Here is a 14,494-nt window from a genome sequence, read left to right as displayed (position 1 = left end):
CTCGATGGACTCGTCTGCAGAACAGATCCTAGGCACCGGCGATTCCCGGAGCCGGGGTGGATCGCTGGGCGGCGATCAGCGGCCGATGACGGCGCTGCGGAGCAGCGTCGAGCCGTCGCACGACCAGGCCTCGACCCGCTGGCCGGTGGCGGTCGGCGACCGGAAGACCAGGGCCACGGGTGTGCCGTCGAGCGTTGCCTGCAGCGTGACTCCGTCCGGGGCCGAGGGTCCCGCGCACCCGGCCGCGCTGCGGACCTCGTCGGCCACCGTCGGCGGCGTCGCGGTGACCGGGGGCGCCTGGAGCGGGACGGAGGGGCCGGGGGCGGTGGTCGACGCCCCGGGCGCGACGTCGCTCGGGGTCTGCGCCGGCACGGGCGCCGACGGAGAGGCCGCAACGTAGCCCTTGGTGCTCCCGGATGCGGTGTCGAGCACCGCGACCTGACGCATCACCTGCGCGGCGTCCGCGGCGAAGGAAGCGCTGGTGAGCCGCGGAAGTGCGGAGCCGGCGAGGTCCTGTGCCGCCGCCCCGCTGCTGGAGCCGGTGGCGTTGGGCCTGGCCGCCGCCGCCCCGCCGCTGTCGGCGGCCGACTTGCTGGAGGCGGAGTCGGACGTGCTCGAGCCGTTGCCGCCGAGCTGGGCGACCGCGACGCCGCCGCCACCCAGCAGGATCACCGCGGCCGCAGCGGCGGAGAGGCGGGGACGCAGCCGGCGGCGCAGCGGCAGGACGGACGGGGAATCGGGGGAAGTCGCGGCCCCTGAGTCGGCCGGGGCGCTCGCGCGCTCGGCCCGCAGCCCGGCGAGGGTCTCCTCGAGGCGGGCAGCGACGTCGTCGGGGACCGGCGAGGTCGACCGGGCCTCAGCCAGCAGGTCGCGCACCCAGGTGTGACCGGGGTCGTCGAAGTCCTCGGCGTCCGGGGCTCCGAGGGGACCACCGAGGGCCGGCTCGACGCGGTCGGGCTCGTGCTGGTCAGTCACGCGAGGGCACCTCCTTGCTGGTCGTGGGGCCGGGCGTGGGGCCGGGCGTGGGGCCGGGCGTGGGGTCGGCCGTGGTGGGGGCCTGTCGATCGGACGCGGGTGGGGCCTGCGGGGTTCCGGTGATCCCGCTCTCACCGAGCATCGCGGCCAGCCGGGCACGCCCTCGGGAGCATCGGCTCTTCACGGTCCCGGTGGGGCAGTCGAGCATCCGGGCGACCTCCTCGACGGGATACCCCTCGACGTCCACGAGCACCACCGCTGCCTTCTGGTCCGGCGGGAGCCGGTCGAGCGCGGCCAGCACGGCGGTACGCCGGTCGCGCACCAGCGCCTGGCCCTCCGGGTCGCCGGCGGCGTCCGCGCCGGCGAGGACCGCGCCGCGGGCGGCGTACTCGTCGAGGTCGTCGGGGAGCGGCTGCGCGGCCCGCACCTTGTTGCGCCGCAGTCGGTCCAGCGAGGCGTTGACCACGATCCGGTGCAGCCAGGTGGTCACGAGTGCGTCGCCGCGGAAGTCGGCGGCTCGGCGGAACGCGGAGATCATCGCGTCCTGCAGGGCGTCCGCGGCGTCCTCGCGGTTGCCCGTGGTGCGCAGCGCGACCGCCCAGAGCCGGTCGCGGTGACGGGTGAACAGCACGCCGAAGGCGTCCGGGTCGCCCTCGCGGTGCGCCTCGAGCAGCTCGGGGTCGCTGAGCTCGTGGTGCGCGGCGGTCACGCGGGGCCCCGGCCTCTCGGCGTGCTCACGAGCGCACCGTGACCTCGGCGATCTCCCCGCGGAAGCCTCCGCCGGTCACCTGGGGCACCTTGGTCAGCCAGACGACCAGGAAGCGGGTGCGCTGCGCCGGGTCGACGCGCATGAGGGCGGTGGTGCCGTCCGCCGTGACCCCGGTGACCCGGCGGGTGTCGGAGAGCTCGGCAGGCGGGTCGTTGACGCCCGGCGCCGTGGCGTACAGCTCCAGGTCGGTCGGCGAGCCGACGAGCCGGACCTCGACCGACCCCACCTCCTGGTCCGACCCGAGGTCGAGCAGCAGGCCCACGCCGCTCTTCAGGCCGCCGAGGTGCGGGTCGTCCTTATAGGTCATCGTGCGCCAGCCGGTGTCGGGCTTGCCGTCGATCGCGAGCCGCACCTCGCCCGGATTCTCCGAGGGCGGGTCGCCCTCGGGGTCGAAGTCGTGGGCCGCGACGATGCGCACCGGGCTGCCGGTGGCGGTGGGGGTCGGCGGCGCGGAGGTGCTGGTCGACGACGGGGTGTCCTTGCCCCTGCCGAGGTGGAAGGCCACGAACATCGCGGCGAGCACGGCGATGCACACACCGACGATCGCGGCCAGCTGGAGCCAGGAGCGGCCCTCCTTGCCGGTGAAGGAACCGGTGTCGTCGGGGTCGTCGAAGGGCCAGTAGCGCGAGCCGGTGCCGGTCCCGGTGCCGCTGGTGTCGGTCAGGGCGGCCGGACTCGCCGAGCCGGGCGTGCTCGCGGCGGGGGGAGGCGGCGGCGGTGCGCCCGGGGGGATCCGGCGCTCGTGGTCGGCGAAGAGGGGGCGGGCGGGCAGGTCCGCGAGCGGCGGCGCCGGCGGGGCCGGCTCCCAGGCCTCCGGCTCGGCGTGCTCCACCCAGGTGGGCGGCGGGGCGGCCATGGTCGCCTCGGGGTCGGGGTCGGGGTCGGCGTCCTGCGCTGCCGTGTCGGCGGCGGAGTCCGGCTCGACCCGTGGTTGGTCCTCGGTGTCGGTCCCGATGCCCGGGTCGGTCCTGGCCTCGGTCCGGGTCGCGGTGTCGGTCGCGGGTGCGGGGTCAGCCGCGGGCGCGGCCGGGAGCCCGCCGGCGAGCCCCGCAGCGGGCCCTGCAGCCGGCCCGCCGGCGCGGAGCGACGCGGAGGCGCGCAGGTCGTGGGCGGTCGCGAGGTCGTCGGCAGGATCGACCGCGGGTTGCTCGGGGACCTCGGGGTCGGCGTACATGCTCGGCACGTCGACCGGTGCCGCGACCGCGGGGTCACCCACGTAGTCGCTCAGCGCGGCGGCGATCTCGTGAGCGGTCTCGATCGGCAGCGCGTGCTGCGCGGCCTCCTTGTGCAGCACGCGGTCGCAGATCGCGTCCAGGGTGCGCGGCACCCCGGCCCGCACCTGCCGGGGCCGCAGCGGCCGGCGACCGTCCCGCGGCGCGCGCGGGACGCGGGAGGGAGCCACGCCCGGCCACCGGCCGGTGAGCGCGGCGTACAGGATGCCGGCGAGGTCGATCACGTCGGCCTCGCGCGGGCCGAGGGTCCCGTACGCCGGGTGCGGTGGCGCGGCGCCCTCGAAGGCGGCGTTGACGACGAAGCCGATCACCTTGACCGAGCCGGACTCGGTGATCAGCACCGCCTCGGGGTTCAGCCGGCCGTGGTGGAGGCCCTGGGCGTGGGCGGTGGCGATCGCCTCGGCGACCTCGCGGGTCAGCCAGGCCGCGCGGGTGGGCGGCAGCGTGCTGCGCTCCAGCATCACGTCGAGGGAGACCCCCTCGCCCCACTCGTTGATCACCCACGTGAGCCCGTCGGCGTCGTCGCAGTCCAGGACGCGCAGGAAGTGCGGGTCGGTCACCCGTGCCGAGCGCCGCGCGGCCTCGAGCACCGCCGGGGCGCGGGTGTCCGTGCTCGCGAGGGCGTGCACGGCGACGCTGCGCGCGAGCACCGTGTCGGTCGCACGCCAGAAGCGTGCACCCTGGTGGTCGGAGAGCAGGTCCTCGAGCCGGTAGCGCCCGCCGAGGACGGTTCCGGGGCTGATCGAGCTGGGGGGCACGTTCCTCCTCGTCCGGTTCCACGGGTCCGGAATCATCGTAGGGCGGAGGGTCAGCCCCGTGCCGACGAACTCCCGCGGACCCGGCCGGTGAACGCCCGGGTCACCTCGCCGACCTCCTCGAGCCGCAGGACCCGGGCCAGGACGAGGTAGCTGACCAGGCCGACCAGGCCGATCACGCCCAGGTGGACCAGCACGGTGAGCTTGTCGGTCCCGCCGAGCAGGCGGTGGATCCCCTCGCGGGCGAGCCAGGCCAGCACCGCGGACAGGCCGGCCGCGACAACGATCCGGACACCGAACCGCACCAGGCGCGACCCGCCGAGCCCGCCGACCTGGGCCGAGAGCTGGCGGTAGGACAGCACCGAACCGACGGCGTAGGAGACCGCGTAGGCGATCACCAGGCGGGGAGCGGTCTGGATCGGGTCGATGTCGCGGGTGAGCAGCACGGCGGCCACGATGTTGGCCGCGGCGACCGCGCACTGGATGAAGAACACCCGCCGGGTCTGCTCGAGGGCGTAGAACCCGCGCAGCATCAGGTAGTGGGTGGTGAAGAAGAACAGCCCGATCGCGAAGAGCGAGAGCGAGGTCACGAACCGGCTGTAGGTCTCGGCGGAGGCCCCGTAGCCCCAGACCAGGCTGGACAGGTCGGCCGCGACGATCGGCAGCAGCGCCACCACCGGCAGCACCAGCGCGTACGTCGAGCGCACCGTGCCCGAGACGGCCTCCCCCAGCGCGCGCAGGTCGCCCTCCGCGGCGTACGCGGAGAGGCGGGGCAGCACCGCCGTGGCGAGCGAGACCGTGATGACCGCGTGCGGGACCATCGCCAGCAGGAAGGCGTTGGAGTAGACCGTGTAGCCGGTGCCGCGGCCGGCGTCGTGGCAGGCCACCGCGCCGTGGATCGTGCCGCTCGAGGCGATCCGGACCACGACCGTGTAGGCGATCTGGTTGACCACCACGAACAGCACCGTCCACAGGCCGAGGCGGAACGTGTGGCCCAGCCCGCTGCCGCGGAAGTCGAACCGGGGCCGGAAGGTGAAGCCGGCCCGGCGCAGGTAGGGCACGAGGATCGCGAACTGCGCGGCGATGCCCAGCGTGGAGCCGATCCCGAGCAGCGCCTCGGCGCCCGAGGAGTAGCCGCCGCAGAGCTGGCTCTCCTTGGCCGCACCGACGGTGAGCAGGTAGGTGACCAGCACCAGCACGGAGATCACGTTGTTCGCGATCGGCGCCCACATCATCGGTCCGAAGCGGCCGCGGGCGTTCAGCACCTGCCCGACCAGCACGAACATCCCGTAGAAGAAGACCTGGGGCAGGCAGTACCGCGCGAGGTCGATGATCGACTCCCGCTGGACCGCGAAGTCGGCGGTGAAGTACGCCCGGTCGAGCAGCACCCGCATCACGAGGGGTGCCGCCACGACCAGCAGCACGGTCACGGTGAGCAGGAACACCGCGGCCAGCGTGATCACGCGGTTCGTGTACGCCGCTCCGCCGTCGGGGTCCTTCCTCATCGCCCGGACCAGCTGCGGCACCAGCACCGCGTTGAACACGCCGCCCGCGAGCAGGATGTAGAGCATGTTCGGGATCGTGTTCGCGATCGTGAACACGTCGGCGTGGAGCCCGACCCCGAGGGCGGCGGCGAGCAGCGTCGAGCGCACGAACCCGCTCAGCCGGGAGACCACCGTGCCGGCGGCCATCACCGCGCTGGAGCCCATCACCGAGGGCTGGGCGGCGTGCCGGCCGCTCATCGCACGACCGTCCGGCCGGTTCGGGCGCTCACTGGCCGCGCCAACGGTGCTCGCGGAGGCCACGGCGGATCCGGCGCAGGATCATCACGACGAGCAGCCCGCCGCCGCCGACCAGCAGGCCCCAGATCAGCTTCCCGACCTGGCTGGTGCGCAGGCTGAACGTCAGCGGGGTGCCCAGCTCGGCTCCGTCGACGGTGACCGGGGTCAGGGTGACGTCGTGGACGCCGATCGTCGACGCGCGGGCGTGCAGCCGCAGCACGGTGCGCTGCCCGGGCGCGAGCTCGAGCGGCTTCGGCACCTCGATCTTCACGTCCGGGCTGCTCGCCCGCGGCTTGATCCCCACGGTGATCGGCTGGGCGAGCTGGTTGACCAGGGTGACCGTCAGCGTGCCCGCGCCGCCGGAGAGCGTGACGAAGTCGGTGCCGATCACGGACACCTTGTCGAGCTGGGCCCGCATGGCGGCGTTGGTGGCGAGCACCTCCGAGCGGGCGCGCAGCTGGTCGCGGCGGGCGTTGAGGCTCACCGCTTCGAGGCCGATCCCGGTGAGCCCGTGCTTCACGTCGTTGGTGCTGCGGAGCAGCTGGCCCAGCACCGACGCGGTCGACACCACGGTGCGGGCCGCCGCGACGTTCGCCATGCCGACCTCGGCGCGGCGCTCGGAGGCCGGGTAGCCCAGGACCGCGTCGAACATCGGCGTGTTCTCCGGCGCCCGGTCGAGCGGCACCAGGTTGAGCCAGGAGAGGTTCATGCCGGCGAAGAAGTCGGACTCCTGCCAGGCCGGACCGGGGTCCCAGGTGGCCGGCAGCTCGACGACCATCGGGCCGGAGGTCCCCTCCCCGGCGCGCAGGGCGGCGTCGGACACGATCCGCTGGCGCTCGGCGAGCGCGTCCAGCGGCGCGGTGGGACCGGGGCCGCCGCTCCCGGCCTGCTCGTCGGCGAAGACGAGGTCCTGGTGCTCCGGGGTCCGCCAGTGGGTCCGGGTGCGGGGCGCCGCGTGGTCGGAGACGAGCACCATGGTGTCGGTCGGGATCGAGCCGAGCGCCGCGTCGTCCAGCCAGCCGCTCGGGGGAGCGACGGCCGGGACCGTGTCGATCCCGAGGCGCTTGAACGCGGCCGAGGACTCCTTGGCGGCGAGGCTGACCAGCTGAGGCCGGCGGCGGGCGAGCGCCGCGGTGTCCGGGTCGGCGTACCCGAGCCCGAGGACGCGCTGCCACTTGGCCGCGGTGTTCACCTGGGCGAGCCAGCGGGTGGCGTGCTGCCGGTCCAACGGGTCGAGCCGGTCGTCGGACCGGGACGGGCTGACCAGCCCGCTGGGGGTGTTCGCGGGTGACGGGGTCGGGGTCGCGGTGGAGCCCTCGGGCTCCTCACCGAGCGACAGGGCCGGGTTGTCCGAGGCGATCGAGCCGACGGCGTCGATCACCGCAGGGTCGACGAGCATCGTGGCGGGAAGCCCACCGGCCGTGTCGAGCAGGGCGGCGATCCGTTCGAGCCGGCCGTCGTCGCCCAGCAGCGTCGACCAGTCGGAGGTGTCCATCAGCTTGCCGACCCGGTCGCGGCGAACCCGCTCGCGCAGCGGTACGACGAGCGCGATCGAGGTCTGCACGCCGTCGGGCACGAGCGGGATGAACGTCCGGGCACGGCCGCCGACCTCCCGGCCCGCGGTGTGGTCGCCGAGGGCGTGGACGCCGATCCAGTACACGCCGGGGCGGTGACCGGCCAGCGGCAGGTCCTTGACCTTGAGGGAGATCCGGAACGACGCGGTCTGCCCGGGGACGAGGTCCCCGATCGTCGCGAACTGGCCGACCTCGGTCAGCCGCGTGCCGACCTCGATCGCTGGGTCGGAGGCGGCGGCGGCGGCGAGCTGGTCGCGGTCGGTCATCGGCGTACCGCTGAGGAACGGGTGCACGTTGATCGCCGACCAGATCTCCGTGGAGTCGTTGCGCACCGTGCCGGCGAGCACGATCCGGCCCTTGGTCGGGATCGTCGAGGGCGTGAGCCGGGTCAGGGTCACCGTGAGCGGCGAGGGCGCGGCGGCCTCCGCGGCTCCCGCGGGTCCGGACGTCAGCGGCAGCACCGTCGCTGCCACGAGGGCAGCGAGTACCGCTGCCACGGCCCGGGGGAGTGTCACACCCGCGATGCTAACGGCGCAGACCGGGCGCCGGTCCGCCGGCCGAGCCGCCCCGCGCCGCCGATAGAGTTACCTCTCGTGCCCGAACAGCCGGCGGTCGAGCCCGTGAACATGTCGCAGGCGCAGGCCCGCGCAGTCCAGGAGCTGACGCGGATCGCGCCGGTGATCGACGACCTCGGCGACCGCTTCGCCGCGGCCGGCGAGGAGATCGCGCTCGTCGGCGGACCGGTGCGCGACGCGATGCTCGGGCGGCTGCACAACGACCTGGACTTCACGACGTCGGCGCGGCCCGAGGTCACCGAGCGGCTGGTCAAGGGCTGGGCCGACGCGGTCTGGGACATCGGCCGGGACTACGGCACGATCGGCTGCCGTCGCGGCGAGTACCAGATCGAGATCACCACCTACCGCTCGGAGAAGTACGACCCCGCGAGCCGCAAGCCGTCGGTGGACTACGGCGACACCCTCGCCGGCGACCTCGGACGCCGCGACTTCACGGTGAACGCGATGGCCGTCGGCCTGCCCGGCAAGGTCTTCGAGGACCCGTACGGCGGGATCGTCGACCTCGCCCACCGGGTGCTCCGCACGCCCGGGCGGCCGGAGGACTCCTTCGGCGACGACCCGCTGCGGATGATGCGGGCCGCCCGCTTCGCCGCCCAGCTCGGCTTCACCGTCGCACCCGAGGTGCGCGAGGCGATGACCGAGATGGCCGAGCGGATCACGATCGTCTCGGCCGAGCGCGTCCGCGACGAGCTGGTCAAGCTGGTGTGCGCGCCCCTCCCGCGGGCCGGGCTCACGCTCCTGGTGGAGACCGGCCTGGCGGAGCACGTGCTCCCCGAGCTGCCCGCGCTGGCTCTCGAGCGCGACGAGCACCACCGGCACAAGGACGTCTACCAGCACACCTTGACGGTGCTCGAGCAGACCGTCGACCTGGAGGACCGGCTGCCGGAGGGCGGCCCGGACTTCACCGCACGTTTCGCGGCGCTGATGCACGACGTCGGCAAGCCGCGGACGCGGAAGTTCCAGCCGGACGGCACCGTCACGTTCCACCACCACGACGTCGTCGGCGCCAAGCTGACCCGCCGGCGGATGCAGGCGCTGCGCTTCTCCGGCGACGAGACCGCCGCGGTCACCAAGCTGGTCGAGCTGCACCTGCGGTTCCACGGCTACGGCGACGGCCAGTGGACCGACTCGGCGGTGCGTCGCTACGTGCGCGACGCCGGCGAGCTGCTCCCGTGGCTGCACGTGCTCACGCGTGCCGACTGCACGACCCGCAACCAGCGCAAGGCCGAGCGGCTCCGGCGCAGCTACGACGAGCTCGAGGAGCGGATCGCGCGGCTCTCGGAGCAGGAGGAGCTCGCGTCGATCCGGCCGGACCTCGACGGCAACCAGATCATGGAGATCCTCGGGATCCCGGCGGGGCCGCAGGTCGGCGCGGCGTACCGGTTCCTGCTGGAGCTGCGCCTGGACCGCGGACCGCTGTCCTACGACGCGGCACGCGAGGCGTTGCTGGCGTGGGCGGCCGAGCAGGCCTGACCCGGACGCTCAAGCCAGGGAGAGGAAGAGCTTCTCCATCTTGGCGACGTCGACGCCGTCGACCCCGTCGCCTGCCGCCAGGCACCGCTGCAGACCGGTGGCCACGATCGAGAACCCGGCCCGGTCGAGCGCCTTGGACACCGCGGCCAGCTGGGTGACGACGTCCTCGCACTCGCGGCCCTCCTCGAGCATCCGGAGCACGCCGGCCAGCTGGCCCTGGGCGCGCTTGATCCGGTTGATCGCCGAGGTCATCTCCTTGGGATCGAGCTCCATCACGGCCTCCTGGGGGTGACGTCGGCGGGCCGGGCGGCCCGGTCCGGGGTGGGGAGAGCCTCGCAGACCCGGCCGACCGTGTCGGCGTACGGGCGACCGGCCGGGACCGCGAGGGTGAAGGCAGTCATCAGGCGCCGCGCTCCTCGGCGAGGGCGGCCTCGACGTCGAGCTCGACGATCTGGCCGATGAGCTCCTCGAGCACCGGGCCCGGCAGCGCGCCGGGCTGGGAGAACACGAGGTGCCCCTTCTTGAAGGCCATCAGGGTCGGGATCGAGGTGATCTGGGCGGCGGCGGCGAGCGCCTGCTCCGCCTCGGTGTCGACCTTGCCGAACACGATGTCGGGGTGCTGCTCCGACGCGCGCTCGAAGACGGGGGCGAACTGGCGGCAGGGGCCGCACCACGCGGCCCAGAAGTCGACCAGCACGATGTCGTTGCCGGTCACGGTCTGCTCGAAGTTGTCGGCGCCCAGGTACGTGGTGGCCATGCAGAGGTCCTTTCCTCGTGACTGAAGATACCCCTAGGGGTGTCGTGGTCTCAACCGAGACGGCCCCTCGGTGTATTCCGGCTCCTCCTGACGGCGGAGCCACCAGGGGCCCCGGCCCCGTGACGACGGTCACAGCCACCGGTCGCATACCGCCGGTATGCTCCGCCGACTGCACCCACCCTCCCAGGGAGTCCCCCATGCCGCTCACCGACGTCGCACCCATCGAGGCCACGATCGAGATCGCCGCCCCGCCCGCCACCGTCTGGGCGCTGGTCTCCGACCTGCGCAACATGGCGCGCTGGAGCCCGCAGACCGCCAAGTCGTTCCCGCGCGGTGGCGCGGACGGCCTCGGCGCGCGGTTCCTCAACGTCAACCGCAAGGGCCTCCTGGTCTGGCCGACCCAGAGCAAGGTGGTGCGCTTCGAGGAGGGCACGGAGATCGCCTGGCGGGTGAAGGAGAACTTCACGATCTGGAGCCTCCGGCTCGAGCCGACCGCGGACGGCGGCACCCGGGTCGTGCAGACCCGTGAGGCGCCCGACGGCATCTCCGACGTGTCCGTCGGGCTCACCAAGGTGGCCTTCGGTGGGGTCCCGAAGTTCACCGAGACGCTGCAGGCCGACATGGTCCGCACGCTCACCCGGATCAAGGCCGACGCGGAGGCCCTGGCCCGGAACTGACCCGCGCCTGACCCGCCGCGGGGGCCGCACTAGCCTGCCGGAGTGAGCCACCTGCAGGCACGGTTCCCCGATCTGGACCTGGAGCAGGTCCGCCTGGGCACCGGCCCGACCCCCGTCACGCGGCTGCCACGGCTCGGCGTCCCGGGGATCGACGACGCCGAGGTGTGGGTCAAGGATGAGAGCCGGTACGGCGACGGGGCCTGGGGCGGCAACAAGGTCCGCAAGCTCGAGTGGATCATCCCCGAGGCACGTCGACGCCACGTCCGGACGCTCTTCACCGTCGGCGGCATCGGCACCCACTGGGGCCTGGCCTGCGCGCGCTACGGCGCCGACCACGGGCTGCGGACGGTGCTCGGCCTGGTCGACCAGCCGGTCGACGACCACGTCCGCGAGCAGCTCGCCCGCCTCGAGGCGTCCGGCGCCGACCTGCACCGGTTCGCGACCGCGCGCCGGCTCCGGATCGCCGCGCCCTGGCTGATGGTGCGCCACGCACGCGGTGGGCGGCTGCCGTGGTACCTCCCGGCCGGCGGCTCGAACGCCTTCGGCGCGCTCGGGTACGTCGAGGCGGCGCTCGAGCTCGCCGACCAGGTCCAGCGGGGTGAGCTCCCGGAGCCCGCCACGGTGGTCGTGCCGATCGGCTCGGGCGGGACCGCCGCGGGGCTCGTGCTCGGCCTGCGGCTGGCCGGCCTGCGCTCCCGGGTGCTCGGGGTCGTGGTCAACGATGCCTTCCCGCTCGACGCGCCCGTGATCGCGCGCCTCGCGACCCGCACCGCGGACCTGCTCGCCCGGCGCGGCGCGACCGGCCTCCCGGCGATCTCGGTCGACGACCTCACCACCCGGGCGGACTGGCTGGGCGAGACCTACGGCGACCCGACGCCGGCCTCCCGACGCATGGTCGAGGCGGGCACCCGCGTCGGCCTCCTGGTGGAGCCCGTGTACACCGGCAAGGCCCTCGCCGCGATCGCCGACCTGGCCGACCGGCTGCCGGGTCCGGTGCTCTGGCTGGCGACCCACGGCCCTCGCTGAGCGGATGGTCCGGCACGATCGGACGCCGTTCCACGCATGTGCCCGTCCGAACGTGCCGGACTATCCGTCCGTCAGGTCGCCCCAGCGGGTCAGAACCCAGTCGTCGGCGTCGACCACGAGCTCGGCGCAGTCGCAGTTGCCGAGGCGGTGGCCTTCGGTGAGCGACTCCGTCGCGTTGCGGGCGAGTGTCGGCAGCGAGATCGAGGCGGCGTTCTCGTGGCCGACCACGAGGACGGTCTCACCGCGGTGCAGGTCGGCGATCTCGGCGAGGGCGTCGGCGTACCGGGCGACGACGTCGTGCCCGTTCTCACCGCCGGGAAACGCGGCGGCGAGGTCGCCGCGGAACCAGCGATCCGTCACCGCGCGCACCGCGTCCCCGGAGAACGGCTGGCCGCCCAGCTCGCCGACGTCGACCTCGCGGAGGGACTTCCGGGTGGTCACCGCGACGCCGAGCCGCGACGCGACGATCTCTGCCGTCTGCACTGCCCGGGCGGCATCGGAGCACCAGACGTGGGCGACGCGGCGGTCCTGCAGCTGCGCCGCGAGGTCGGCGGCCTGCTGACGCCCGGTGCCGGTGAGCGTGCCGCCCTCGTCGGAGAACACGGTGTCGACGTACTCCGCGTCGCCGTGGCGAGCGACGACCAGCGTCGCGGGGCACATCAAAGAGCTCACGCCCGGCATCGTAGGCAGACACGACGCCGGGCGTGAGCGTGAACCGGATCAGGCGGCGGACGCCACCGGCTCGTTGTTGAGCACCCGGAAGGTGTACGCCGCGCCGGCGAGCACGACCGGGACGGCCGCGAGCAGGCCGACCAGGCAGAGGATCGCGCCGACGATCAGGCAGACCGCCGCGAGCAGGTAGAACAGGATCGTGTCGCCGATCCGCGAGGTCACCAGCGTGACGCTGGCCTTGATCGCGTCGACCCCGGAGAGCCCCTTGTCCACGACGTAGAACATCGCGAACACGGTCAGGAACGAGATCACGATCGCCGGCAGGTAGCACAGCAGCGTGCCGACGAAGCTGAGCACACCGAGGATGGCCGCGGTGCTGACCACGGCCGGCTTGGTCGCGTAGGCGATCACGTCGCCCGGGTTGACCTCGAGGCCGTCCACGACGTTCAGCGCGCACTTGATCAGCCCCGCGCCGAGGGCCGACGTGACGAACGTCGAGACACCGGAGCTCAGGGCGCCGACCAGCAGCGTCATGAAGAAGCCCGGCCCGCACTGGGTGTCGACCGACGTGCCGAACACCGTGCGCGTGCAGTCGTGCGTGCCGAGCAGGGCGGCGTTGAGCACGAAGTAGATGACGCCGCTGATCACGATGTTGAGGACCAGCACGATCAGCGCCGGCACGAGCAGCGTGCTCGGGCTCTGGGTGAACTTCGCCCACCCGTACTGGATCGCGGCGACCGGGCTGTACCCACCAGGGGCGGACGCGGGTGCGCCGTAAGGGGGCGGGGGCGGCGGGGGCATCGAGCCGGCACCGGGCGGCGGAGGCGGCGGAGGCGGTACGTCCCCGGCGGGCGGCGGAGGCGGCGGTGGCGGCACGTCCCCGCCGGACGGCGGAGGCGGCGGCGGTGTGGAACCCGGGTCGGGGTCCTGCGGCGGGGTGGTGTCATCGCTCATGGCTGACACCGTAGTGATCCGAGGAGGTGCGGCGCATCCAACTCGACGGTGCACGTGCTGGTTGAAATTGACCAGGACGTGACCGGGAACGACCGGACCCCGGGCCGTGAGGCCCGGGGTCCGGCTCCGAAATCAGCTGCTGACAGGCGTCGAACCTGAGCTCAGCGCTCGACCTCGCCCTTGATGAACGCCTCCACCGAGGCGCGGCCCTCGTCGTCGGGGCGCTGCACCGGCGGCGACTTCATCAGGTACGACGACGCGGCGAGCAGCGCGCCGCCGATGCCGCGGTCCTTGGCGATCTTCGCCGCACGGATGGCGTCGATGATGATGCCCGCGGAGTTCGGGGAGTCCCAGACCTCCAGCTTGTACTCGAGGTTCAGCGGGACGTCGCCGAACGCCCGGCCCTCGAGGCGGACGTAGGCCCACTTGCGGTCGTCGAGCCACGCGACGTAGTCGGACGGGCCGATGTGGACGTTGCGGTCGTGCACCTTGCCGGCCAGCGAGCCGGTGAGGTTCGAGGTCACCGACTGGGTCTTGGAGACCTTCTTGGACTCCAGGCGCTCACGCTCGAGCATGTTCTTGAAGTCCATGTTGCCGCCGACGTTGAGCTGGTAGGTGCGGTCCAGCGCCACGCCACGGTCCTCGAAGAGGCGTGCCATCACCCGGTGGGTGATCGTCGCGCCGACCTGGCTCTTGATGTCGTCGCCGATGATCGGCACGCCGGCGTCCTCGAACTTCTTCGCCCAGACCGGGTCGGAGGCGATGAAGACCGGCAGCGCGTTGACGAACGCAACGCCGGCGTCGATCGCGCACTGCGCGTAGAACTTGTCGGCGTCCTCGGAGCCGACCGGCAGGTAGGAGACGAGGACGTCGACCTCGGCGTCCTTGAGCGCCTGCACGACGTCGACGGGCTCCGCGTCGGACTCGTCGATGGTCTCGCGGTAGTACTTGCCGAGGCCGTCGAGGGTGTGACCGCGCTGGACGGTCACGCCGGTCGGCGCGACGTCGCAGATCTTGATCGTGTTGTTCTCCGAGCTGGTGATCGCCTCGGACAGGTCGAACCCGACCTTCTTGGCGTCGACGTCGAACGCGGCCACGAACTCGACGTCCGAGACGTGGTAGTCACCGAAGGTGACGTGCATCAGACCCGGGACGTTGCCCTGCGGGTCGGCGTCCTTGTAGTACTCCACGCCCTGGACGAGGGAGCTGGCGCAGTTGCCGACTCCCACGATCCCTACGCGAACCTTCGCCATCGGTTCTCCTCCTGCGTTGCT

Annotated in this window: 14 protein-coding genes; 3 read left to right on the top strand and 11 right to left on the bottom strand. The window is 73.3% G+C overall.

Annotated elements, in window-relative coordinates:
• Window positions 1-75: 75 nt before the first annotated feature.
• From EFL26_RS18325 to EFL26_RS18305, 5 genes are read right to left on the bottom strand one after another with little or no spacing between them, the layout of a single operon-like run.
• Entirely contained in the window at window positions 76-975 is a 900-nt protein-coding gene (locus EFL26_RS18325) for a hypothetical protein (protein ID WP_123224344.1), read from the bottom strand.
• The gene (gene sigM, locus EFL26_RS18320; RefSeq protein ID WP_123224343.1) at window positions 968-1,684 is read right to left on the bottom strand and encodes an RNA polymerase sigma factor SigM; all 717 of its coding nucleotides are present in this window, start codon (window positions 1,682-1,684) and stop codon (window positions 968-970) included. Before sigM ends, EFL26_RS18325 begins: the two co-directional genes overlap by 8 nt.
• A gap of 25 nt (window positions 1,685-1,709) precedes the next feature.
• Entirely contained in the window at window positions 1,710-3,734 is a 2,025-nt protein-coding gene (locus EFL26_RS18315; protein ID WP_123224342.1) for a protein kinase family protein, read from the bottom strand.
• A gap of 50 nt (window positions 3,735-3,784) precedes the next feature.
• Entirely contained in the window at window positions 3,785-5,473 is a 1,689-nt protein-coding gene (gene murJ, locus EFL26_RS18310) for a murein biosynthesis integral membrane protein MurJ (protein WP_123224568.1), read from the bottom strand.
• 28 nt (window positions 5,474-5,501) lie between these two features.
• Entirely contained in the window at window positions 5,502-7,601 is a 2,100-nt protein-coding gene (locus EFL26_RS18305) for a DUF6049 family protein (RefSeq protein ID WP_148046764.1), read from the bottom strand.
• Between the two features lie 111 nt (window positions 7,602-7,712).
• Here EFL26_RS18305 and EFL26_RS18300 point away from each other — a divergent pair, with 111 nt between their 5' ends.
• Entirely contained in the window at window positions 7,713-9,134 is a 1,422-nt protein-coding gene (locus EFL26_RS18300; RefSeq protein WP_123224567.1) for a CCA tRNA nucleotidyltransferase, read from the top strand.
• 9 nt (window positions 9,135-9,143) lie between these two features.
• Here the strand turns inward: EFL26_RS18300 and EFL26_RS18295 are convergent, their stop codons facing one another.
• Genes EFL26_RS18295 through trxA form a run of 3 tightly spaced genes read right to left on the bottom strand, consistent with a single transcriptional unit; the run spans window position 9,144 to window position 9,891 of the window.
• Window positions 9,144-9,407, bottom strand: a complete 264-nt coding sequence (locus EFL26_RS18295; RefSeq protein ID WP_123224340.1) for a metal-sensitive transcriptional regulator — start codon at window positions 9,405-9,407, stop codon at window positions 9,144-9,146.
• Window positions 9,407-9,535, bottom strand: coding sequence for a hypothetical protein (locus EFL26_RS24925; protein WP_281273812.1), 129 nt, complete (start codon window positions 9,533-9,535; stop codon window positions 9,407-9,409). The genes EFL26_RS18295 and EFL26_RS24925 overlap by 1 nt, the downstream gene beginning before the upstream one ends.
• A complete protein-coding gene (trxA, locus tag EFL26_RS18290) occupies window positions 9,535-9,891 on the bottom strand; it encodes a thioredoxin (protein ID WP_123224339.1) in 357 nt (118 codons plus the stop codon). The genes EFL26_RS24925 and trxA overlap by 1 nt, the downstream gene beginning before the upstream one ends.
• 197 nt (window positions 9,892-10,088) lie before the next feature.
• On the opposite strand from trxA, the gene EFL26_RS18285 reads away from it, so the two are divergent.
• Window positions 10,089-10,568: an SRPBCC family protein gene (locus EFL26_RS18285; RefSeq protein ID WP_123224338.1), complete on the top strand. Its 480-nt coding sequence runs from the start codon at window positions 10,089-10,091 to the stop codon at window positions 10,566-10,568.
• A gap of 42 nt (window positions 10,569-10,610) precedes the next feature.
• Entirely contained in the window at window positions 10,611-11,594 is a 984-nt protein-coding gene (locus tag EFL26_RS18280; protein WP_123224337.1) for a 1-aminocyclopropane-1-carboxylate deaminase/D-cysteine desulfhydrase, read from the top strand.
• A gap of 60 nt (window positions 11,595-11,654) precedes the next feature.
• Here the strand turns inward: EFL26_RS18280 and EFL26_RS18275 are convergent, their stop codons facing one another.
• The 3 genes from EFL26_RS18275 to EFL26_RS18265 form a co-directional block, all read right to left on the bottom strand.
• Entirely contained in the window at window positions 11,655-12,266 is a 612-nt protein-coding gene (locus EFL26_RS18275) for a histidine phosphatase family protein (RefSeq protein ID WP_183408251.1), read from the bottom strand.
• 48 nt (window positions 12,267-12,314) lie between these two features.
• On the bottom strand, window positions 12,315-13,220 hold the full coding sequence (locus tag EFL26_RS18270) for a hypothetical protein (protein ID WP_123224335.1): 906 nt from the start codon (window positions 13,218-13,220) through the stop codon (window positions 12,315-12,317).
• A gap of 161 nt (window positions 13,221-13,381) precedes the next feature.
• Entirely contained in the window at window positions 13,382-14,473 is a 1,092-nt protein-coding gene (locus tag EFL26_RS18265) for an inositol-3-phosphate synthase (RefSeq protein ID WP_123224334.1), read from the bottom strand.
• Window positions 14,474-14,494: the final 21 nt, after the last annotated feature.

This window comes from Nocardioides pocheonensis (assembly GCF_003725535.1).
Classification (GTDB): domain Bacteria; phylum Actinomycetota; class Actinomycetes; order Propionibacteriales; family Nocardioidaceae; genus Marmoricola; species Marmoricola pocheonensis.
This window is presented reverse-complemented; position numbering and strand designations above follow the sequence as displayed.

Excerpts from the sequence above, each read along its gene's own strand:
- murJ (WP_123224568.1), bottom strand. The coding sequence starts at position 5,473 with ATGAGCGGCCGGCACGCCGCCCAGCCCTCGGTGATGGGCTCCAGCGCG.
- EFL26_RS18300 (WP_123224567.1), top strand. The coding sequence starts at position 7,713 with ATGTCGCAGGCGCAGGCCCGCGCAGTCCAGGAGCTGACGCGGATCGCG.
- EFL26_RS18295 (WP_123224340.1), bottom strand. The coding sequence starts at position 9,407 with ATGGAGCTCGATCCCAAGGAGATGACCTCGGCGATCAACCGGATCAAG.
- EFL26_RS24925 (WP_281273812.1), bottom strand. The coding sequence starts at position 9,535 with ATGACTGCCTTCACCCTCGCGGTCCCGGCCGGTCGCCCGTACGCCGAC.
- trxA (WP_123224339.1), bottom strand. The coding sequence starts at position 9,891 with ATGGCCACCACGTACCTGGGCGCCGACAACTTCGAGCAGACCGTGACC.
- EFL26_RS18285 (WP_123224338.1), top strand. The coding sequence starts at position 10,089 with ATGCCGCTCACCGACGTCGCACCCATCGAGGCCACGATCGAGATCGCC.
- EFL26_RS18270 (WP_123224335.1), bottom strand. The coding sequence starts at position 13,220 with ATGAGCGATGACACCACCCCGCCGCAGGACCCCGACCCGGGTTCCACA.
- EFL26_RS18265 (WP_123224334.1), bottom strand. The coding sequence starts at position 14,473 with ATGGCGAAGGTTCGCGTAGGGATCGTGGGAGTCGGCAACTGCGCCAGC.